This is a genomic window from Algicola sagamiensis DSM 14643 (assembly GCF_000374485.1).
Classification (GTDB): domain Bacteria; phylum Pseudomonadota; class Gammaproteobacteria; order Enterobacterales; family Alteromonadaceae; genus Algicola; species Algicola sagamiensis.
The window spans coordinates 172,375-194,575 of record NZ_KB894494.1 but is presented as its reverse complement, the minus strand read 5'-3'; the positions used below and the strand labels follow the sequence as shown (position 1 = coordinate 194,575).

General features: G+C 42.6%; 18 protein-coding genes. 9 read left to right on the top strand and 9 right to left on the bottom strand.

Going from position 1 to position 22,201, the window contains the following annotated elements; genetic code table 11:
* Positions 1–2 precede the first annotated feature (2 nt).
* The 6 genes from C505_RS0108520 to C505_RS0108495 all read right to left on the bottom strand — a co-directional run bounded on the left by C505_RS0108520 (position 3) and on the right by C505_RS0108495 (position 7,813).
* Positions 3–350: a hypothetical protein gene (locus C505_RS0108520; RefSeq protein ID WP_018692181.1), complete on the bottom strand. Its 348-nt coding sequence runs from the start codon at positions 348–350 to the stop codon at positions 3–5.
* Between the two features lie 119 nt (positions 351–469).
* Positions 470–2,833, bottom strand: coding sequence for an aminotransferase class V-fold PLP-dependent enzyme (locus C505_RS0108515; RefSeq protein WP_018692180.1), 2,364 nt, complete (start codon positions 2,831–2,833; stop codon positions 470–472).
* A gap of 180 nt (positions 2,834–3,013) precedes the next feature.
* Positions 3,014–3,706: a queuosine precursor transporter gene (locus C505_RS21855; RefSeq protein WP_018692179.1), complete on the bottom strand. Its 693-nt coding sequence runs from the start codon at positions 3,704–3,706 to the stop codon at positions 3,014–3,016.
* A gap of 169 nt (positions 3,707–3,875) precedes the next feature.
* On the bottom strand, positions 3,876–5,852 hold the full coding sequence (locus C505_RS0108505) for a hypothetical protein (protein ID WP_018692178.1): 1,977 nt from the start codon (positions 5,850–5,852) through the stop codon (positions 3,876–3,878).
* Positions 5,853–6,189: 337 nt separating this feature from the next.
* A complete protein-coding gene (locus tag C505_RS0108500; protein ID WP_018692177.1) occupies positions 6,190–6,600 on the bottom strand; it encodes a flagellar basal body-associated protein FliL in 411 nt (136 codons plus the stop codon).
* A gap of 34 nt (positions 6,601–6,634) precedes the next feature.
* Positions 6,635–7,813, bottom strand: a complete 1,179-nt coding sequence (locus C505_RS0108495; RefSeq protein WP_018692176.1) for an FAD-dependent oxidoreductase — start codon at positions 7,811–7,813, stop codon at positions 6,635–6,637.
* A 108-nt stretch (positions 7,814–7,921) separates the two neighbouring features.
* Here C505_RS0108495 and C505_RS0108490 point away from each other — a divergent pair, with 108 nt between their 5' ends.
* Genes C505_RS0108490 through C505_RS21850 form a run of 3 tightly spaced genes read left to right on the top strand, consistent with a single transcriptional unit; the run spans position 7,922 to position 11,312 of the window.
* Positions 7,922–8,470 (top strand): chorismate--pyruvate lyase family protein, encoded by a 549-nt coding sequence (locus C505_RS0108490; RefSeq protein WP_026317833.1) that lies wholly within the window; start codon positions 7,922–7,924, stop codon positions 8,468–8,470.
* Positions 8,457–9,332, top strand: a complete 876-nt coding sequence (gene ubiA, locus C505_RS0108485; protein WP_018692174.1) for a 4-hydroxybenzoate octaprenyltransferase — start codon at positions 8,457–8,459, stop codon at positions 9,330–9,332. Before C505_RS0108490 ends, ubiA begins: the two co-directional genes overlap by 14 nt.
* 12 nt (positions 9,333–9,344) lie before the next feature.
* A complete protein-coding gene (locus tag C505_RS21850) occupies positions 9,345–11,312 on the top strand; it encodes a methyl-accepting chemotaxis protein (RefSeq protein ID WP_018692173.1) in 1,968 nt (655 codons plus the stop codon).
* On the opposite strand, the gene C505_RS21845 is transcribed toward C505_RS21850, so the two are convergent.
* Entirely contained in the window at positions 11,302–11,739 is a 438-nt protein-coding gene (locus C505_RS21845; RefSeq protein WP_018692172.1) for a MarR family winged helix-turn-helix transcriptional regulator, read from the bottom strand. The genes C505_RS21850 and C505_RS21845 overlap by 11 nt on opposite strands.
* A 178-nt stretch (positions 11,740–11,917) precedes the next feature.
* Here C505_RS21845 and C505_RS0108470 point away from each other — a divergent pair, with 178 nt between their 5' ends.
* Positions 11,918–12,577, top strand: a complete 660-nt coding sequence (locus C505_RS0108470) for a class I SAM-dependent methyltransferase (protein ID WP_018692171.1) — start codon at positions 11,918–11,920, stop codon at positions 12,575–12,577.
* Between the two features lie 45 nt (positions 12,578–12,622).
* On the opposite strand, the gene C505_RS0108465 is transcribed toward C505_RS0108470, so the two are convergent.
* A complete protein-coding gene (locus tag C505_RS0108465; RefSeq protein WP_018692170.1) occupies positions 12,623–14,335 on the bottom strand; it encodes an alkaline phosphatase D family protein in 1,713 nt (570 codons plus the stop codon).
* Positions 14,336–14,655: 320 nt separating this feature from the next.
* Between C505_RS0108465 and C505_RS0108455 the strand changes: the two genes are divergently transcribed.
* Positions 14,656–15,030 (top strand): hypothetical protein, encoded by a 375-nt coding sequence (locus C505_RS0108455; protein WP_040439612.1) that lies wholly within the window; start codon positions 14,656–14,658, stop codon positions 15,028–15,030.
* An 83-nt stretch (positions 15,031–15,113) separates the two neighbouring features.
* Here the strand turns inward: C505_RS0108455 and C505_RS0108450 are convergent, their stop codons facing one another.
* Complete coding sequence (locus C505_RS0108450; RefSeq protein ID WP_026317832.1) at positions 15,114–16,589, bottom strand: hypothetical protein; 1,476 nt, start codon at positions 16,587–16,589, stop codon at positions 15,114–15,116.
* Between the two features lie 365 nt (positions 16,590–16,954).
* On the opposite strand from C505_RS0108450, the gene C505_RS0108445 reads away from it, so the two are divergent.
* From C505_RS0108445 to C505_RS23585, 4 genes are all read left to right on the top strand, one after another.
* Positions 16,955–18,217, top strand: a complete 1,263-nt coding sequence (locus tag C505_RS0108445; protein WP_018692166.1) for a hypothetical protein — start codon at positions 16,955–16,957, stop codon at positions 18,215–18,217.
* Positions 18,218–18,379: 162 nt separating this feature from the next.
* Positions 18,380–19,264: a hypothetical protein gene (locus C505_RS0108440; RefSeq protein ID WP_018692165.1), complete on the top strand. Its 885-nt coding sequence runs from the start codon at positions 18,380–18,382 to the stop codon at positions 19,262–19,264.
* Entirely contained in the window at positions 19,261–20,442 is a 1,182-nt protein-coding gene (locus tag C505_RS0108435) for a c-type cytochrome (RefSeq protein WP_018692164.1), read from the top strand. Before C505_RS0108440 ends, C505_RS0108435 begins: the two co-directional genes overlap by 4 nt.
* 2 nt (positions 20,443–20,444) lie before the next feature.
* A complete protein-coding gene (locus C505_RS23585; RefSeq protein WP_018692163.1) occupies positions 20,445–22,109 on the top strand; it encodes a hypothetical protein in 1,665 nt (554 codons plus the stop codon).
* Positions 22,110–22,201 lie beyond the last annotated feature (92 nt).

Genomic DNA, 22,201 nt, shown 5'->3' with positions numbered 1-22,201 from the left:
GACTACGATAATACTACTCCAAAGAGTGGTTCTGTTGCTCTAGAGCAGTTTTTAAGCGTTTCGCATGAATTATTCGATATCCAGTGAAAATCACCCACACTCAGGCTGGAACGTCCGTATAGATTTACTTTCACCTGAAAATCTTTAGTGCTGAGAATAACGAGCTTATATTCACCTTCATCTAAATACTGAACAGCAAGATGCTTCCCATCTGGAGAGAGTTGCGGATTAATATAGTCAGAGCCAAATTGAAGGGCTTCAATGATTTTTTGATTGGCCTGAGCAGGCAGAGTAATCGAGATGAAAAGGAAGATAAATAAGCATGACAAGTTATATTTTATTTTTTCCATGTTAAAAACGACTCAATAATACGACAAATTTGGGAGGTAGAGTTTAGTCAAACCGTTTTCATACGACAAGCCTAAGCCATGAAAGAAGAAGCGCCATCATGATATGGCGCTTGGAAACATCATGCAACCTGAGTCAGGCTTTCTTCGTTTAATGCATAACCGCCCATGATATGGGCAGAATTGTGATAGCCAAGCCGCCTGAGTGTGCTAGCAGCCAGTGCACTGCGATTGCCACTACGGCAAATGAAAATAAGCGGCCGATGTTGCAGTTCTGGCTGGCTTTGATAATCCCCAATGAATTGTGTCAGCTTCGTGAGGGGGATATTTACTCTTTCAATTTGTTCTATGAGCGGATGTGACTCTTGATATAAAGAGATTTCATAAGGCTCACGTATATCAATGAGTAAGCACTGATCACCATATTCATCGAGAACTTGTTCACCCGTTAATTGTCGCATGGGTGAATCGGCTATCATGCCAGTGTATTGGCCACACATGATTTCTTCACCTTCCTGATCAATGAGTTGTGCATCAATACGTTGTTTTTGCACAATGAAATGTTCAAGAGACATCGGTGGGTGCTGAAAAATCTTTTGGAGTAAAGGGTTATGGCATTGCTCGGTTTTGAGGTTGGTGACGAATTCATTTTGATAATCATGTGCGCAACAGAGCAATGTTTCATCATCTAAAATGGCTCTAAGCTGTAATAAAGAACGATACATTGATGCTGTGGAGCTGCATTGAAAGTTGCTTCGTCCGAGTGCATTAATGAGAATCGTATCACCGACAAAAGCGTAAGCAATATCCTCTTTTTTCCATCGGTTTTCTATTTGGCTGGATACAAGATATGTTTGGCTATCCTGTGTATGTCCTGGCGTGGAAACTCGGGCAAGATGGTAACGTCCGACTTTTAGCGTAGGGACACTGATATCATTGGAGAGTACCACTTGTTCTGTGTGCGTTTCAGGCCAACCAAGATGATCCTTTTGTAAATCGATATGAGTCGGTATGTGATCGGATAAGATCTCTGAGAGCTTTTCAGCACAGGAGGTATGATCAGCATGACTGTGGGTATCTAAAATCGCATGAACGGTGAGCTGCTGGTGGCGAATAATAGCTTCTAATCGTGGGCTGAGTTCTTCAATTGGTTCGACAATGACACAATCACGGGCATGTTGATCAACGAGCAACCACGAGCAACTCCCCCCATACTTCAATTGGATTAATCCATCGACACCATGTGTTTCTTCAATATAGGCGCGGTCAGAGATAAAAGGGCAAGCCGCCTTTAATGCATCGGATGCTTTTTGAATTCGCTGACAGGCAAAGTCAATCTCGGCTTGTGTTGAGGCAGGACCAAAGGACATGCGGATCGCTGATTCACTCCGCCATGCTTCAATTCCCATTGCATCGAGAACGAAGCTACGAGTGACTTTCGAGCTACAGGCTGAACCCGAACTGACTCGAATATCTGCTGCATCAAATAAGTCGATCATTTCTTTACTGGAGAATCCTTTGACGGAAAAGTTCAACGTCGTCGGGATCGAGAGCTGAAAGTCTTGATTGAATACAAGTGTTGGAAATGCCTGTTTTAGGGTTTCGGCCAATTGATGACGATACGCGTGGAGCTTCTTATCGGGGTGAAATGTGGTGTCTTCAGGGTCTAGAAGTGTTCGAAAAATTGCGCCAAGTGCAGCGACACCTGGTAGATTTTCAGTCCCAGAACGGCGGCCCTCTTCTTGTCCGCCCCCCGCAATACAGGGAGTGAATGGTGCTGTTTTACGCTGATAAAGTATGCCGATCCCTTTTGGTGCATAAAGTTTGTGCCCACTAAAAACAGCATAATCAATGCTTGTAGATGCAAGATCCAACTTCAATTTACCGAGTGCTTGTACGCAGTCAACTAACCAAAGCGCATTTGGATTCCCTGCTCGGATCACTGATTCTAATTTGTCGAGATCTTGATAGGCACCTGTTTCATTATTCACAGCCATCGTACAAATCATGTGGCAATGAGGCATATGCTTTTCGATAAATGTCAGATCAAGCTGGCCGTTTTGATCCACCGGGATTTCTAAAACGTCAGCATGGAATCCTAAGATCTGATTCCAATGTTTCAAAGTTCTAGGGACTGCTTTATGCTCTGTTGCACCATACATCAAACATGGTTTCTGAGATGTATCTGGATAAGAGTTACCTTGGTTTAAGGCTGAAAGAATTGATGTTTGTATTCCCTCTGTTGCGCCACTGATAAAAATCAAATGGCCAGCAGCTCCTCCAATGTAATCACTAATCAGTCCACGGGTCGTTTCGAGAAGGTGTTTTGCCTTAAGACCAGTGACATGACTGCTTGAAGGGTTTCCGAAATCCGTCGCCATTGCTTCTGCTGCGGCTCTTGCCGCACAAGGAAGCACTGGGGTTGTAGCATTGGCATCCAAATAGACTTCATGGGTTTGCTCATTTGCTGGATTGATATAGGTCATTGATATACCTCGCTCCGCAATTATGCAATTAGGTTATAAGTTATTTCAGTCTGTTATATGTTACGTAGGCTAGGATCGCTCAATTTGGCAAGTTTTGGTACCCATAATAGGAAAATCAATACAAAAGGCTAGGATCGTTCACATGTAGTGACGGTGTGCTCAAAAGAACACACCTTCGTCTTATAGGACCTTTCGCATGACACGATGTGCACCATAGGTCATTGGAATCGTGAGCAATGTATAAATAGTTTTGACAATAATTTGCGATACGATCATAACCATCACAATTTCTGGCCCCAATAATGTCCAAAATGCGATAGTACAGAAGATCACACTGTCGATGATTGTACTTGGTAAAGTACTTCCTAAAACACGTAAATACAGCCAACGGCTATTGGTGAGAATCTTAATTTTGTGGAGCAACGTTGCATTGAGGTGCTCACTGACGAGATAAGCAACCATCGATGCAAGAAATACGCTCAGAACAGACTCACCGATCACGGTATATTGTTCATCCAGATCCCAATGAGAAATGGGAGTGACTTGCAATGCAAAGAGGATCACGCCACAGAAAAATATGTTGGCTGCAAATGCAATAAAAATTGCTCGGCGTGCCATGCTCAGACCAAAGAACTCAGTAATCACATCATTGATGATATAAGTCAGCGGGTAAAATATCAGGGCAGTGGGAATAATCAAACCTGTGCCAAATAACTCGGTTGGCTTGAGCCCTGTGAAGTTACTACTGAGCAAGATTGCACTTAATAGTCCAACCAATGTTGCATAGACGGTGAATGCTTTGGTTTGTGGATGCTCGGTCAGCGTCGTGGTATTGTAAGGGGGTGTTTCCTGAGTGTTGATTTGGGTATTCAATATGCTCTCCTTTTTATATTTTTTGCGCCGGAGAGGATATCATTATTCATTCTAAATAATTAATAAAAAAGAAAAACACACTTAAAATAATAAATAAATGCTATTTGCTTTAAATTTCGGTTGCATCCTTGCAACCGCCATTGAACATTCACTGTCGCTTGAGTGAAAATTACTCTTGTGAGAACAGAGGTTCTTGATAGCCTGTGTAAGATATTTTGTATACGCCATCTTCAACGAATACCTCACCAAGGCGCTTATGGCCAAACAAGATAGGGAATCGCTGCGTCAGTGTATCTTCGTTTTGTGTGAAGATTCGAACACCAAAGCGTTTTGCACGATCAAAAAAGTGAATATTCAATAAATTGATTTGGTGCTTGTCAGCGAAATAACGTGCATCAAAATCTAAACTATCATAATAACGATGATGAATATCATGTGTACCTTGTTGATACTTCATGACAGCAGCACGAATCGTAGAGCCTTCCAGAACCATTACATCTGCAAAGGTCTCTGTTAATTTGTATTGAATACTGAGTCCTTGATTCGCAGGGACATTTTGGGTTTGAGTAAATACCACTTTTTCCAGAGCGGAAGACGTTTCCTTAAAATTAACCTTTAAGTTGACGGTATAGTCGAGTTGACCAACAACTTGTGCTGCATAAGCTTCAAATGGTTCTATATTGTCGTGCACTGGTACATGCCACGTAAAATCCTCACGTGTGATCAAGTATTGATCTTCGATGAGTCCGGTTGGACAATTCTCTGGCTTGTCTTCGATACATGTTTTTGCAAAATAAATCAGCTGATCATTGGTATTGTGAAACTCGATGATGAGCATATCGCGATGCTGATTCATAAAAATAATCAGGTCTTCATCACGGTAGGCTTTCAGCGCTTGTGTTTGACAGTCAGAGCCACAGATCCAAGTTTTCGCCTTATGAGAGAGCTCGGATAAAATCGGCGCCTGATCTTCTGGAGAAATAGGTGTGAAAACCGGTGCAAGTCTTCCCGGTCGCTCCTGATAAACCACTTGCATCTTTTCAGCAATCGTGTTGATCATTTCAAACTCAAAAGCTTCAATGGGATAATTGACAAGATTTTCTGTCAGCGACTGGGCATTGCTCAGGGTGAATTCAGAAAGTTGTTTCGTATTTAGGGTTTCTGTATCAAGATGATAGCGATTCGCCCAAGCATTGATTTGACTTTGAAAATCATCTAGATCGTCCGTATCAATCATTTTTGTGATGATATTGCTTGGGTTGATAAATCTTGCATAGATGTTCGAATAGTCAACATTTCTTAGCGGATCCGCTTTGAGTTCTGCGGCTTTATGAATGACAGCATCACCAATCATTTTCATTTTAATAAATAATGGCTCATACCTTTCCAAATGATTGCTTTTTAGTATTAGAATATCTGCTTCTGAAAGGTTAAGTTCGATATTCATTGCAATTGCCTGTAACAACTGCGCTTGGTCAAGCTGTTTGCGCAATGCCTCAATACGCACTGTATCTCTTGCAGTAAGTGCTGTGACGAGATCGGCTTTCGCTTGTTTGATAAGCGCTATGTAATCAACATCAAGCATCAGAGAAAATTCTTCAGGAAAGGCAAAGCTTTTATCAGTCGCAAGACTCGTTTGTAATACTTGGAAAGTGGTGAGTGGTGTAACCAGCTGTTTTCCTGGATTAGCAAATAAAGTCATATGCTGAATATAGTCAGCATCTACACTATCATTTGGTTGCGAGAATTGAACCTGAATAAAGTTATTTTTCAGTGCTTCAAGCGCTCCATTTGTTGTGTATTTGAAAGCTGCGACTTGCTGCGCCACTGGCGATGTTTCGTTTTCTTCAATTGTATTGTTTTGATCGAAGTCGATTTCAACGACTGCTGTCTGGAAGAAATGCGAATAAACACGAACAAAGTAATCTTTCTCCACTTCTTTCTCTTGGTTAGACTCAGTTTGATTGTCTTTGTTATTCGGATTTTTTTTATCTGTACTATCCGTATTGTTCGGTGCTGGTTGTTTTATTTCTGGTTTGACTCCAGCTGTGGTGCTCTTATTTGATGTGTTGTTATTTGAGCCACCACATCCAGTGATCATCAGGATGGGCATTATTAAAAATGCAAATGTGAGTTTGTTTAGCATGTTAACGTCTCAGAATGTTTGCTTCGGAAATTGATCGATATTTGATCGAAGTTGCGGGAGGCTAACACGGGATAATTTGTTTGAAAAGTGATCAATTGTGATTTTATATTATTCAAATAAAAAAAGATTGTTTTTAAAGAAAATATTTTATTCTAATATGATGTTTCACAGAGTTATCTAATCAGACTCTTTGTTTCTTTTATTTTTTAATTTTGTGATCAAATGTTGATCATTCTTTGCTGTGAAGATTTACTCCATTACAAGAAAAAGAGGCTTTATATTCGATTGAATAGATTAAGATTAATTATTTTAATCCAAATAACTATATAGAAGATTTTTAATGATAAAGATATTTGGTAAATAAAATATCTTTGATCATTTTGGTGCCTGTCTCTTCCTTCATGAGTTTTTGGACGCGCTCGACACATTTCTTGCGGATTTTTTCTCTACCCACGAGCGATTTGACTTTGTCCTCAGTCTCTTTGCTTAAAATATCAACGATAGCATCGCGAAGTAATGGGGAATGATGTTCGACCACAGGCAGGTAGGAAAGGTCTTCTAGCATGAGTTCTGCGGTGACACGAATGAAGCCTGGTTTTGGTTTATTGTTGATATAGTTGGTAATGATATCTGGCTCAAACCCAAAATAGGCGTAATTCTTTTTTTCCTTATCTGCATGGCAGGGAAAAATTGTCATCGCTAAGCATAGCGCAATTAATGAACGTATCAGAAGTTTCATGACACTCATGCATTGAATCCGTTTAGAATTATCATAGCTAGGTCTAGTTGCCGTTTCCAGCGCTGTTTTCGGGTGTGGCGAAAACACCTGGTAGAGATTTTGCGAGTTTCATTCGTTCTCTCACAAAGGAACCCGTTAAAGCGAACCCTTTCAATTGCTTACCCGTATCGTAGAACATAGCACGGATATCGTTACCTTGCTCTTCAAATTGCCATTTTCCCTCACAAGAAGGAAGGGGAGGGTGGCAGACTAAAGGAAGAGATGGTGTTTTGATCAAGACAGGCATTGCCGGGAATGAAACGTGCGTTGGTGTACCCGTCAGCGTTTTCGCTAATGCTTTTGCACTTAAGAATATGGGTTCGATATACATCATGACGTATCCGTTGATTTCTGCACAATCTCCGAAGGCATAGATATCCGGTTCGGATGTTTGGAGCAAGGTATCGACGACAATACCATGATTGACAGATAAATCTGCTTTTTTGGCAATCTCTGTTCTGGGAAGGAGTCCGGCAGCGGAAAGGACAAGATCACAAGGTAGCTCAGTACCTGACTCTAGAGAAACGATGGTTTGCTGATTTTCTTTTCTTGCAGATGTGATTCTTGTATTGAAATGAAAATGAGCACCTTCTGATTCGAGTTGAGATTGTAAACGATGACCGACTTTTTCTGGTACAAGCTGTTGGAGTGGATAGTTATCCATGCTGACAACGTTGAGTGCGTAACCCGTTTTAATCAGATCATTCGTGAATTCACAACCGACAAGTCCTGAACCGATCACAAGTGGTGCTTTGCAATCTTCTAGTTGTTTCTGAAACGCCGCGAAATCCTCTAGATCATTTACTGAATATGTCATATCTGATATCGCTTCAGGTAAAGATAGCTGACGAGGGGAAGCGCCTAAAGCAAGCACAAGAGACTGGTAAGTTATCGTTTGAGAGGATGTTGAGATTGATTTGCGCTGACGATCGATGGATAGGACAGTTTCTTTTGGGAGTACAGTGGCATCGAGTTCTTCAGCCATCATTTCTGCTGATTTAATCGCAAGGGACTCGGCGGATTTGTGTTTTGAAAAGCTATTAGAGAGTAGAGGCTTTGAGTAAAAAGCACCATCATCCTGTGTAAGAATATAGATTGAAATGTCTTGAGAGAGACGCCGGATTTCTTTGGCTAATGTATATCCAGCCAAACCACTACCAATAATGAGGATATCTGCATGCATCTCGTAGGGTACTCCTTTTTAGATTAAATTCTTGACGATCCTGCCGTTGGAGTTTGCTATCATAATGCACTTGATGGTGTGACAACAAGTTGTATAGATGGTAGAGACATGATCAGCGAAGCAATATCCACAATAATGGCGCAATCTTGGCAAAAATCTGATGATCTGTCATTGCCGGCTCACCTGATGTCTTGGCTATTGGATAAAGGGTCTTTAACGAAGAAACTCAAAGCGCAGTGTGAACAGTTTTCGATTGATCTCAAATTAACGCGAGACTGTATTCTGACTCCTGATCAGCAAACGAGATTGGGTTTAAGTGATGAGCATGCGATGATCCGAGAAGTGATATTGAAGTGTGATCAACATGCACAAGTTTTTGCTCAGAGTATTTTTCCTTTACAGACTTTATCCACGATAGACTTGGCACTGGAGACACTTGGTGAATTGCCACTTGGGGAAGTCATTTTTCAGGATCCTCAGCTCATTCGACATCCATTTGAAATTGCTCAAATCTGTGCGTCTCATCTTATGCTCCAAGGCCAAAACTTACAACCAGAACCACTGTGGGCAAGACGCTCAGTATTTGAACTAAAACAATCACCGATGATAGTGACAGAAGTCTTTCTTCCTGGATCCTTTGCATATGAATGCGATTAAACTGACCTGGCAGAATCGCACTGCCTATTCTCAAATGATGCGTGCTGATAAACCAATTGGGACGTATTTGTTGCTGTGGCCGACTTGGTGGGCGCTCTGGCTCGCATCTGATGGGCACCCAGATGTATCCATGTTGCTGATATTCAGTTTTGGTGTTTTCTTTATGCGCTCTGCGGGCTGTGTCATCAATGATTACTTTGATCGAAATTTTGATGGTGCAGTGGAACGAACGAAAGCACGTCCGCTTGCCAGTGGTCGGGCTGAGCCGATAGAAGCTCTTCAGTTGTTTTTCCTGCTGATCCTAGTTTCTTTTGTGTTGGTTCTCTTTTTAAATTTACAGACGATCTTGTTTAGTTTTATTGCGCTTGGTCTGGCGGCAACTTATCCGTTAATGAAGCGGTATACGCATTTCCCTCAGGTTGTATTAGGGGCTGCGTTTAGCTGGGGGATCCCAATGGCATTTCTAGCCATCCAAACTGAATTGCCATGGGTTGCCTGGCAACTATTCATTACAAATCTGATTTGGGTGGTTGCCTATGACACACAATATGCAATGACGGATCGGGAAGATGATCTAAAAATAGGCATCCGTTCAACAGCCATCTTCTTTGGTCGACTCGATAAGTTAGCAATTGGTATATGTCAGATACTCTTTCTTATTTCCATGGTAAATATCGGCCAAAAATTTGAATTTTCTGCTATTTATTACATAGGTCTTCTTGTTGCGCTGACATTGATGATTTACCAACACAAACTCACCTGGGAGCGGGAACGGCAGCCCTGTTTTCAGGCGTTTTTAAACAATCACTGGGTCGGTGCCGCGGTAGCAGGAGGGATGATAGGACATTATCTGATGAATTAAGCTGAGGCAATCATGCGCTGGTTACAACATTTGACGAGTCCCGCAACGTCACTATTAGGCAACCTGAAATACTCTATAAAATTTGTTTTGATCAGTGCTGTTTTTATTGTTCCTCTTATCGTTATTCAAAACCTACTCTATCTTCAACTCCGTGAGACCATTGATTTTACTGATGAAGAAATGGATGGTTTGGTTCATGTGGCTGAATTTTGGCAGATATTGTCGATGGTAACCACTGAACAAATTAATGCAGCAGCCCAAAGAGAAGGTGTTTCTGTTTCAAGCAAAAAAAGCCAAATTGAACAGAAAATCAGTGAACTGAATCAGTCGATGAATTCATGGTCCAAACAAAAGCCACATCATGCGCCACAAATTGATATGCCTGTGCAAGGAAACTATCAAAAAACTTTTCGTGGCATGTTTAAAGGACTCGCCTACATTGCAAATTATTCAAATTTATCATTAGATTTGGAGCTGCATACCAATTATCTGATCCGAACGCTGGTTTCTGAAGGACCTGAGCTGCTCATGCAACTCGCAAATGTACAAATGGCGAGTGTAGCTCTTGCAGCCAAAGGAGAGTTTGAGTCTGAGTTGTATAAGCAGCTGCTCAAAGATGCTGAACTTTTTCCAGATAGAATCGAACGCTTGGATTCCGCGATTGAAACCGCGATGGAAAATAGTCCAGCGGTGAAGCAGGTGCTCAATAAACCTTGGCAGGATGCGAAAAAAGAGCTGTTTGCATTGCACAAGTTCATCGTTGCTAACTTCTTGAAAGCGGATGAAATCAAAGTAAATGCGAAGACGCTGATGGCTAAAGGTGATCATGTGATCCAAATTGTTGAATCGTTCATGATGCAGTTACAACCAACGTTAAAGCAGCAGCTACAATTCCGAATTGACTATGCGAATAAGATCAGTTGGTTGGCGTTCTCTTTATCCTTCTTATTTGTTTTTATTGCTTTATATCTATTTCTAGGGATGTACTTTTCAATTGTTGGTAATATACAGCGCTTAAAAAAGGCTGTAAAAGATATCGATCAAGGCGACCTCACTGTGCGCGTGGAAGTGCGTGGTCGAGACGAAATGAACGACATTGCGGATCATGTTAATCATATGGCCTGCCGCTTGAAAAAGCTGGTTGGTGAAGTTAACGAAGCGATCAAAGTTTTAAATCACTCAGCAACGCAGCTGGTGGATGTGACGGGACAAACGGTTGAAGACGTCACTGAGCAAAAAGAGCGTGCTGTTGATATTCACCATTCCATGAGTCAGATCACACAATCCGCTGGAGAAATAGAATCTGCGGTCGGAACTGCTGCTGAGTCTGTTTCAGAAGCGTTGAATCAAGCTGGAGATGGTAGCCGACTGGTTGAAAAGCTTCAGCAATTGATGACACATTTGCAGGATGAGTTACTGCAATCGAAAGACTCTCTGGCGCAGCTTGTTCAGGATACACAAGATATCGGAATGGTTTCTTCTGCCATTAACGATATTGCTGAACAAACAAATCTTTTAGCACTGAATGCTGCGATAGAAGCAGCCCGTGCAGGTGAGCAGGGACGAGGCTTTGCGGTTGTCGCTGATGAAGTCAGGACATTAGCCCAAAGAACCCAGCAACAAACAGAACAAATTCATAAAACCATTCGAAACCTTCAAGAAGCCACATCGAAAACCCAACTCAGTATGATGCAGAGTGTGGATAAGATGGAAAACAGTGTCAAAGAAACCGATTGTGTCCATTCAGCACTTTCAAATATTCAAGGCGTGATTGACACAATTAGTGAGATGAATCGTCAAATCTCGACGGCGGCAACAGAACAAGTGGGCCTGACGACAGATGTCGCCAGCAAGATAGAAGATATCAACTTGATTGCTGAAAAAACACAGGAAGGTGCTCAAGAAACCGGAAACTCAGCGGGTAAAGTGTCCAGCGCTGCGGATCGACTTGAGCAGGATATGGTTTACTTTAAGTATTAAGTACTTTGTGAAGCAATTGGTTGAGTTGTTCAAACTCCTGAGGCTCCAGCTTTTGCTTTAGCTGCTGTTCTTTCGTTTCATAAATGGATTGTGCCGCTTTTGCCAGATATTCACGTCCTTTTTCTGTCGTCAGGATGTGTTGAGCACGCGCATCATAACGACAAGTCACTCGTTGGGTTAGCCCTCGTTTTTCCAATTTATTCAGCATGACGCTAACAGATGATTTTTTGACTTGTAGATCATTTGCAAGTGATGACAAATGTGTACTGTCGTCATGTTGCATATCATATTCGTCAGGATCGACTTGTTCTGCAACATGAATACAGTGTAAATATTCGAATTCGTTATAGCTCAAATCAAGTTCTTCGGCATTCCAACTTTTATTTAACAAACGATGCAAAAGAAGTAGCTGCTCACTTACGTTCATATAGTCATTTATTGGTTTCTATTCGTATTGATGGTAAAGGCTACGTGTGAAATGTCAATGTACAAAACGTTGAACAGCCATCACCAACCAGTAATGAATTGAATAAAAAATCATCTTGACCGTCACGGTGAATTTAAATATAGTTAGACAAACTAACATATTTGGTTGGAGATAAATGATGACTGAACAAATGCAAGAATCCTCACAGGCACTCTGGAATAAGAAAACAGCGGACTGGTATGTGAAGCACTTTGGCGACTGTCCGGTACACCACGAAATCGTGGGAATTTGTCGCCCAACACAACATGACTGCATTTTAGATATCGGATGCGGAAGCGGTACTGTCCTCGGTGAATTTGCAAAAGCAGTCCCTCACGGGCGTATTGTTGGTATCGATCCAACACCACGAATGATCGAATTAGCGACTCAGTCTTTGGTTGATACGCAGCCATTGCCTGAGCTTTATACAGCGGGCTCTGAGCTGATACCACTTGAACATCAAACAGTCGATTTGGCGATTGCTGTCAGTACTTTTCATCATTGGCAAAATGTTTCGGAAGGACTTGCTGAGATAAAGCGGGTTTTAAAACCTGGTGGCCGCTTTGTGATCATTGACGAAAATTGGGATGAGATGGACTTTAAAAATAGCGAAGCATTTCAAGAATTGGAGTTTACAGAAGAGCAGCAATCACAGTCGAACCAATTACTCAAAGACCCTGTGGAAATTACTCGAATTCTTCAAGAAGCACATTTCGATTCAGTCATATCATCTGTGTTCCGTAAACATGACTTGGTCCTCAATATCTTTGAGGCAAAACTGGCAACATCATCAGCCTGAGATTGTACAAAGGACAGCAAGCATGATTGCTTGCTGCTTTCACTTTTAGTTTTTTCTCAGCCACATCCTTTGGGGATCGTAAGTATAGGAAGCTTCCAGGGTTCTGTATTGAGTGTGATTTTCAACAAATTTATCAATGCTATAGACATCCCATTGCAGATGGTCACGATGAATTGTCAGTTTCGCGTAGCCATAAAATGAGCTGGTAAAGTGCTTAATGTGCGGGTTATTCAATCGAATGGTCCCACCGACCAGCGACTTTAGACGGATATCCAGGTTTGAGACTTCTTTGACCATGTCATCGAGGTGTGGTGATGTAATCGAAGGAGTCATCAATTCAATGCCAACAAGATTTCGGCGATCCCAATTAAAGATATTGCTATAGTCGATTTTCAGGTAAGACAGCATGGATGAATGAAAGTCGCCCGTGAGCACGACAAAGTTATCAACATCCGCATCTTTGATTTTCTGCATGAGATATTTGCGCTCATGCTGAAACCCATCCCACTGATCCAGGTTTGGATAGAGCCATTGGTGGCCTAACAATGTCATTGCGAGTTGTGCATGCATTGTTTGGTTACCCCAAAGCTTCCAGGTGGCATTTGAACCTGTGATGCCATCCAGTAGCCAGTCACGCTGTTCATGGCCGAGCATCGTATATCCTTCATTGAGATAATCACGGCAACTCAGGCGATCAGGAATAGAACCTCTTTGGCAGGGCGGCTCTGTTCGATAGGTGCGGCTGTCGGTAACGAATAAATCAATTAAGTCACCAAACTGGAAGTTGCGGTAGATCTTGAGAGCATCATGGGGGTGATGAGCACGTTCATCGAAGTGAACTCGGGCTGGAACATATTCGAACCAAGCTTTTTGTGCATCTCGCTTCAGTTGTTCTTTTTCATCCGGTGCCAGTCCTGCTCGTCCATCGCTTTCGGGTAAGCCAAGTGTGTCATTTTCGTAATCCCAAAAGCAGTCATTTGCCGTTTCGTGATCGTCCCAAATCAGGATCCAGGTATGTCGAGCCATCGCTTTTTGCAACTGTTTATCGCTACGGTAGGTTCTATAGACATAACGAAAATCTTCAATAGTCTGTGCTTTCTTATGGCCACTTGGCATGCTCAAGGGGCGTTTAATCGCATGTTCAAATCCACCAAATTTTTCATATTCATAAATAAAATCACCCTGATGAAGGACAAAATCCACATCTTCATCTGCAATTTTCGTATAAGCATTGTAATAGCCTGTCGTAAAATCCTGACAGGTTGCAACAGCAAACTTCATGGATTCAATGGACTGTGTTGCATAAGGCAAGGTACGGCAACGTCCGGTTTCGCTTGGCACACCATCATAGATAAATCGATAGAAGAAAAACTTATTCGGGCTCAGCAAGCCATTCAAATCGATCCGGATGGTAAAGTCATTGTCGACACTAATATCTGATGAAGCGATTTGTGCATTGAGCATGACGTCTTGAAAGTGTTCATCTTCGGAGATTTGAAAGAGTACGAGGTGATTCGGTTTAACGATTTGTGGGTTCAAGCGAGTCCACAAGATAACCCCTGTTGGTGTTGGATCACCAGAAGCAATCCCCCAGGGATAAAAAGCCTCGGATAGTGAGGTATTTAAATCTTCGGGTGCTGCTTGCCACCAATAGTCGGCATAGGGGCTGGATTTTGTCATTGCTTGTAATGTAAATGGCGTGGTCATGCCAATACCCATCAACTTCAACATGTCACGGCGTGAGAGGTTTTTTTTCATTATTTTTCCTTGCTAGCTCTGTGAACAGTGCATCTAACACAACGATAAGTAATGGGTGACTTGGTGGTTCTTTGATCCCACTAAATTGCCATCGAGAGACGCAAAAGTGCCTAAGTTGCCAAATAAGTATGAATCGTAATTGATATTTTTGTTGCCTTTTTTTGAATGTTTTTCAGGCACTTAATTTCATGATTATTTCTGATTGAAGTGATAAATATGTGTTTGTTCTTTGTCAAAGGAACTGTGATTTCAGCCATTGGTCTCATTGTAGGAAGGACATCGCTTCGATAGGATGAGTGTTATTTTGGTGGGATCTCGATATGTTCAAAAAACTATGTGTGATTGGCGCTGCGTTAATCAGTACTGTTGTCAGCGCAAAAGATTTCAACCTGACCACAACTTTAAAAGTTGGCGAGGAACGCTTTGGCCCAGAAACAGTGGTGATTGCTGATGGAGATTCACAAACGGTTGCTTTAACGAAAGATCACCAGCGGTTCGTCAAATATAAAGTGAAGAAAACGGATACAGGAAAAGTCAAAGTAGATGGTTGGCTGATCCTTAAAAAAGATGGTAATGAATTCTTCATGAACTTGCCACAATTTGAGCTGACATTTGGTGAAGTGTCAGAGCAAGAAGGCAGCCGTTTTAATGGTGACCAGGTTTCCTGGAAAGTGAAGGTTACGCCATTTTTATAAATCTCTTCCTTGAATAAAGTTTCGCTGGGATATATCCGACGGTCTCATCATGAAACCGCCGGGATCTGGCTTTTTTTTCAAAGCTATTTTTGTGCAACTATCTGCTCGTTATTATCGGTGACAACCACAACTTCTTTCCCTGTCGCGACGATCTTCAAATGTTTGAATTCAGACCAGGTTCTTGGGTTACCCATTTTACGCATCTTTTCCAGCTTACCGTCCGTAAGCCAAGCTTGACCATTTGCAAGATCACCTGCAAAGAATAACATCCAACCATGCATGCTTTTGATGGGAGAAGCTGGATAAGTGTCGTTTGCTGTTTCTCTTTTGTGGAGTTGAACATGGAGTTGATCTTCCGCGACGCCAGTATGTTGAGCGATCTTGGCTGCGGTGAGTTTATCCTCATTGGTGACATAGAGCGACTTCAAGATGGTTCTGTCTTGAAAATCTTCATCCGTGAGAATAAGAAGTTGATCGCTACCACCCACAAATCGGATATTTTCTTCCTTGTTAAACTTCTCCCAACTCAATGTATTTGGGCTTGACGTCATTTTCAGGAAATGAACATGATTTGCACCATTGACATTGGTTGAGAGCAGAGTCGTCTCATTCCAAACCGTATAGCTTCTGTTCAGCGGCTCAGCGAAAGTCAGATTATTGAATTTACCACCAAAAATAGCCTGTATAGACCATTCGTTGGACTGATTGACCGAGAGTAAGACTTGACGTTGGATTCCGCCATCAGTGTTTAGTGTGACTGGTCCCAGATCAGAAAGTGTTTTCGTATTTGGAATTGCTTCGCTCGGCACTTGAAGTGTCGTTTGAGTGTCAGGGTTAAATTGTTTTAGGAAAAAGTTGGTACCATTTTTTTGAACATAAGCAAGCTTGCCACCGCTTGGGTAAAACTTGGAAGCTGATGGGGTTTTATCAGAAATCACATTGGTCCAAACTTCTTCGTCTTTTTTCAATTGAAAGACGCCATTACTCGCACTGAGGCCGTACAATACATTTCCATTGACAAAATAATCAATAAACTTTTGTTGTGTTGGATCGAGCGTGCTCAATCGCCCATTCCTGATTAAGCCTTGATAAGCATTGATATTGCCACTAAACCAGATCCGATCATCGAAGAAGGTGAGTGAGCTACCATCGACCTGATCCTCTCTACTGTTCACCTGGTCAATTGAAACGGCTTGTGTCTTTGTCACCCGCTGGTTATTCGCAATTTGTTGTGGTTGTACCTTACTGTAAGCAACAACGTATTCATCACAGCGAATATCAACAGTATTATTCGCAGCAGGACGCAGTTCACATTCTTGAGGGCCTGCAACTGACTTAATGCGTGGTGTTTGCCCGTTAGACTCCGAGAACGTTGTTTTTCCTGAAGTGAGAGTCTTTGTTTCGTTGCCAAGCTCTAATTCAACAGCAAACGGAAGCGAACCAGTTGCTTGAACAGTCAATGCACCGGGTTTGATCTGAGTATCATTATTATCACCACCACAGCTGGCAAGAAGGACTGTGCTCATCACAAGGGAGAGGTTAAATCGGTTATGTTTCATCACACTACCTTTTATTGGTTTGGATTTTGAGAGATTTGTGCGGGAGCGCTGATATCTTGAACAAAACATCCAAAAAAATCAATCCATATAAAGAATGGAAACGGATAAAGAGTCATTTTGATTCAAATCATGAAAATTTCATAAAGATTTTTTCAAAAAGCTCTTAGACTCCGCCATTCGTAGGATTGAAAGGGGGTTTTGACGGTATTTTTAGGTCGTAAATTAATTAAAAATCATTAATTGAAAAAATCTTGTAACTATTTGGGATGATTGACTTTATTATGAACTGAATTAGGATGGTTTTCGCACAAAAGAGGTTCCATGTGTAAACATAACTGAAAATATCACAACTCAACGGAGTGATTATGAAATCTCTGCCAAATAAAACTTTATTGTCTATTGCTGTTGCTGCACTTGTTCCATTCACCGCTTATTCTGCCCCACTTGATCCATCTGAAAGAGACATGGCTAGCCAGTTCTCTGTGGACATGCAACGGGCGTTTAATATATATGCGGATAGTGATCATCGTGACTTGGTCTGGTATGTGCCGAAAGTAGGTCAGATCGCGTTAACGGGTGTTAATACAGGTAACCCTCGCCCTCGCTTCTCTGTGTATTCTCGTGCACCTTGGACTGGCTTCCTTGCAGGTCAAGATCTTGTTCACTTTGGTGGTGCGTTTGATACAACAGGTGGTATCGGTGACTTACGTCAATTAGAGCGTGAAGCCCAAGCGAAAGGGTTGAGAGTTTCTCCTGCGACTGCTGCAAAGGCAACGACAAAGTTCCTTTTGACGGATTTGGTTGTTGGTAATAATGGCCGCATTGATACGGAATGTCATACAGAAACATGGACAGGGCCAAATGGTGAAGTGCAAATCCCTGTCTGTACAGCACTAAACAATGATGGTGAGCGTGTGTCTACGGACTTTATGTATAAGTTCCGTGCAACAACACCTCGGGGTTCTAGTTCTGTATCTCAGAATATTCCATTCCAAGGTGTCACCATGCCAGAGTGGGTATTCCCAATTCAAGACCTGATGGAAACGGGATCAAACTGGGATGCAAACTTCCAGGCTGTGACAGAATGGGAACTTACAACGTTACGTAAAACACGTGTCGCTCGGATCAATATCAACTGGTCACGTACGTTTGAACAAGCAAGTACTTACTTTGGTATCCACAATAATGCGTGTGTTGATATCGAAGTCCAGACATTCTTCCGTCGCTTGCTCGATAACCAGAATGGTGAATCAGGTATCACAGTTGAATATCTCCATGATGATGGTACATACAAGCCTGAGCCAATCAATGATGAGCAATTCGATAATGTCGTTGATGCTGTTTATCAGGAAATGAGAAACGAGCTATTTAACGAAATGCGTGACTATGGTCAGTCGCAGTTGGGGCGTGTTGATACTGAAGCGACGGCGATGTTCACACTCCGTGCAAACTACGAGAAGCTGATCTTCAAGCGCAACGAAACGCGTTACGTTTCTTGGAATCCAGGTAGCAGTGTTCACAATGCAAGCACGAACATGACGGTTCAGTGTGTTCTTGGTGGCTTTGGTACATCAGTCACTTGGGATGTTGACTCTGAAGCATGTCGTCAGCTCGCTGGCATGGAATAAGAGCCCTTCTACCTTCCAACATAGGGTTAATCTGTAAAAGGCACTCTCCCAAAGTGCCTTTTTTGAATCAAAAATAGCGTTAGGCGCACCCGTCAATGGTCCTGCGTATGGGGACGCAGACTAAGGTGTGACAATACTTTGTGATTGTTATGGAGGAACACCATGAAAATAAAAACAACAATAGCGGCATTACTCTTTACTCAGGTAGCGGCAATTGGATTTGAAGCAAATGCTGCAAGACTCACCTTAAATGACATCGACTTTAATCAGGCAGTTTCAAATGAACATCTTGTCTTCGCGCCCTTAAAAGAAACCACCTCAAATCGAGGTGTGTTCTGGTATCGTGATATTCAGCAAAAAATCGTTGGTCCCAGTAATGCTGGTTGGGGGATCCGTCGTGTGACATTGCGTGCTTATCCTGCCAGTCACGATAGCTCTGTGTATAACGACTTTGTTCGTGATAACAGCGTTTATGATCAACGTGAAAATGTTCTGCCAGAAGATGCCATTTTATGTGAACCGAGACAGGCGTTGATTGATAAATTGACGCAAATGAGAATGTATTACAGCACGCGGGTCACACGAGGAAATTATCCCGGACTTTGTTCATTGGCGATAAAGTACCAGGAAGGGCAACAGGGTGATGAAGAGGAACTGGTTGAATATTTACAGACACATCAAGCATTTAAAATTCAGTATAAAATTGCAAAGCCAAACCTTCCAGCAGTGTATATGGACTTGCCAAGAATTGCAGGCCAGTTGATTGAAAAAGGCGCTTTGACGGTTGATCAAGAGCAACAAAAGCTCGTAGGACAGCCTTATGAAATTGCTTTCTATTCCAGCCAATTTCCAACAGCTTTATACCGGGACGACACGGATGCAAGTACACCGTTAGATTACCCTTCATGGAAGAAATTTATGGATCTTTTTCAGCTATCCACCGATGGAGAGGCTTCTCTTGAGCAGGCTATGGCAGATCAGCTCTATGTCATCGAGCCGCCACAAGATGGTGAAGTGATCGTTGAGATGAATATGGGTACTGAATGATTTTTTTACTTGCACTGAGTGCTGGTATTGCCTTGTCACCAAGTCCTTATCAGTTCTCTGGCACGCTGGAAGAATGCAGTGGTTGCCACACTGAAACAAGGGACGTTGTTAAGGAAACTTACCCCACTGGCTTTGGAAAATGGTCTGATGCTCAGTGTTTTGGCTGTCATCAGGAAATCAACGAGATTGCTGTTGCTTACGGAAAAGGGATTGTCGATAAGCGCTTTTACGGACTGCCTGTTCGAAAGAAAAAGCTTCAGCAACTTGGTAAGTCGCCTTTACCCTACCATACAACCCCGAAATGGCCAATTTCCCAGCCGGGACAACCTGCGCGTGTGTCGACAGACTCATTGTTAGCATATTTACAGCGTCCGCATGGCAAATGTGATCAACAAGACAAATGTCAGGCACCCCAGATGATGGCTTACCCGGAGCTATCAAAGATGGATCTGAATCAGTTTGAACAGTGGCTTCTTGGCGATACGAAATCCTCTATTCAGCAGGGAAAACATATCTTTGAGAGCACTTGCAAATCTTGCCATATGACAAGTCAAATGAGTGGATACAACGCGGTTGCGATGAGTTTATTTTCCGCTGATTGGATTCATCAGTATGTAAATGGAAAAGTCGTCCGTCCAAGTGCATCGCCCGAGCAAAGGCAAATGCCGACCTTTCATATTTCTAAAAAGGATGCGGCATCACTTCGGGCGTACTTTCAATCACGAAGAAAAACGCAGGAGATGAAGCTGGATAAGGCTGTTGCGCTGGTTCAGAAAGATTGGGAAGCACTTTCTTCAAAACCCATTCCAAAAGTTGCTAAGCAGTATATTTGGGGGCGTTTTTGGCGAGATGGAGGGTGTGTCCATTGTCATGAAATCGAAGGGCGAGCACAGACGCAGTTTGATACGAGCCATCGTGGCTTAAAACGTTGGTTACAACAAGGAAACCCAGAAGAGTTGTACTTTCGCTTGGCGACACGACGTTATGAAGCGCAATTTGGGATTGGTGCAAAAAAGCCAGGGATGCCGATGACTGGTGATCCGCTTCCTGCTCCTTTCGTGAAAATGGTTGGTCGATGGCTAAAGTCAGGCTGTGTCGATCCGAATGGCGTGTTGTTATGTGCAAATGAGCAAGAAAAAACACAGGTTGTGATGAAAAAACGAAGCAATCAGGATTGACTATGAATACGTTACAGGAATATAGCGCGAAGTTCAGCGCAGCGGCTTTTTTATTGAAGCTAGCTTTACTCGGACTTTTTATGAGTGCACTCCCATCTTCTGCGAACCCTGTCAGCCCCCAAGTAAGAAATGTGATGGGGCTGTTTAGTGTAGATCGCCAAAGGCAATTTCATCTTTTTGCGGACTCAAATCAGGATAACTTAATTTGGTATATTCCCAAAATGGGTGGGATCAGGCCAGTACAAGGACGTCCTCAATTTGGTGTCGACCACTATACCCTAACCGATGGGCCAATGAATGGAATGAACAGTTTGAGCTTCTCTGGTGAATTTTCTACTGCAGGGATTGCGGGCCATATTTCTGCGCTTAATCAGGAAGCACAGCAGAAAGGTTTTATCATTCGACCCGCAAAAGCGACCAGTGCAGATTCACAATTTTTATTATCAGGGTTTAAAGTCGGGAACGACGGATTGCTGAGTGCAAACTGTGAATTGGAGTCTTGGACGGGGCCTCGGGGAAATATGGACATTCCGATTTGTCGTGCTGTGGACTCAGATGGTCAATGGCGCGAGTTAGATTTCTTCATGAATTTCCATGCGATGACGCCATCAGGTGGTGCTGTTAATCAAATCATTCCTTTTACCGCAAAGACAATGCCGGGTTGGGATGATGTCGTGCAAAATCTATTGGATACGGCTTCAAACTGGGATGCACAGATCCAAGTGATCACGGATTGGACCCTCCAAACGAATACGACGCTCAAAGATGCAAGAGTGACTATTTATTGGCCGGATGTGCTTAGCTATCTCATCAGCCGAGTGAGAAACACACGTTGGCAGGTTCGTTCCAGCTTGATTGACTCGCTTTTAAATGATGCGATCAATGGAAGAAAGGGACTCGCAATTCTTTATTTTCAATCGAATGGCGAATTATCTCAGTTGCCACAAAGCACAAGACAGAAGAACCGTGTTCAATTTGAGCTGATTCAGAATCTGCGGAAAGCGCTTTTTGTCCCAATTAAGCCTCGTCCAATGCCTATCCGGGATATGGTGCAGAGAGCGGATCCTATCAATCCAGTTGTACCTTATGTTCCACTCGATCCAGATACGCTTCGTCGAAAGTGGGGACGTGACGCAGGTAGAATTGATCGTCTACTCCCAAATGATGATCGAATGCGCCATGTTGAACGCCCAACACCGGAATTGCCGATGGACATAACATTACCTATCAATGGGCTATTGACGATCAGCAAGGCATTGATTGAGCGTGATATCCCTTGTATGCGTCCTTATGATGGTGTTGGCACAATGGCAGTCGATTGCGTTCCTCCTTTTAATCCATGTGATGATCGTTTGATGGCCATGGATGAAGCCGCACGTCGTTGCGATTGTCTGATGCGTACAGATGATAACGCGTTGGAAGTGCGCGCACCGATTTTCTGTGATCCAGAGCCGCCAAGGCCGATCCCTTCGGATCTCTACTTTCTGTTGAAAGCGAATTACTGGCGGATGTTAAATTCACCGCTTGAAATTATGCATATCACATTACGTGGTGTGGAGCAGGTGAATGCATCAACATATATGTCGATCGATTGTGTTCGTGGTTCAATTGGTGGGCAGTTAAGTTTTGATCTCTCATCACCCGCATGTCGCGAATATGTAAACTAGGACTTGTTGATTTTTCAGAGACAATGATCTGCACTGCTATAGCATGGATGCATAGCGGTGCATGAAGAATCAGGCTAGGCTTGTATTCATGT